At 48.5% G+C, this 412-nt stretch carries 1 protein-coding gene; it reads right to left on the bottom strand.

Features of this window, described 5'->3' with window-relative positions; all coding sequences use genetic code 11:
* On the bottom strand, positions 1 to 412 hold a 412-nt coding region (locus tag B7696_RS10710), incomplete at both ends, for a hypothetical protein (protein WP_192856261.1).

Genomic DNA, 412 nt, shown 5'->3' with positions numbered 1-412 from the left:
CTTGCTGATTGGCTTGCACTTGTTGAGGCTGATTCAGATGCCGATGTGCTTGCTGATTCTGACGCACTTGTTGACGCTGACTCAGAGGCACTTGTGCTTGCTGATTGACTCGCACTTGTTGATGCTGATTCTGATGCTGATGTGCTTGCTGATTGGCTCGCACTTGTTGATGCTGATTCAGATGCTGATGTGCTTGCTGATTGACTCGCACTTGTTGATGCTGACTCAGAAGCTGATGTGCTTGCTGATTGACTTGCACTTGTTGATGCTGACTCAGAGGCACTTGTGCTTGCTGATTGACTCGCACTTGTTGATGCTGACTCAGAAGCGCTTGTTGATGCTGATTCAGATGCCGATGTGCTTGCTGATTGGCTCGCACTTGTTGATGCTGATTCTGATGCTGATGTGCTTG

This window comes from Streptococcus mitis (assembly GCF_002096815.1).
Taxonomy (GTDB): domain Bacteria; phylum Bacillota; class Bacilli; order Lactobacillales; family Streptococcaceae; genus Streptococcus; species Streptococcus mitis_AD.
Note: the sequence above shows the minus strand (reverse complement) of the source record. Positions and strands in the feature narration are given on the sequence as shown.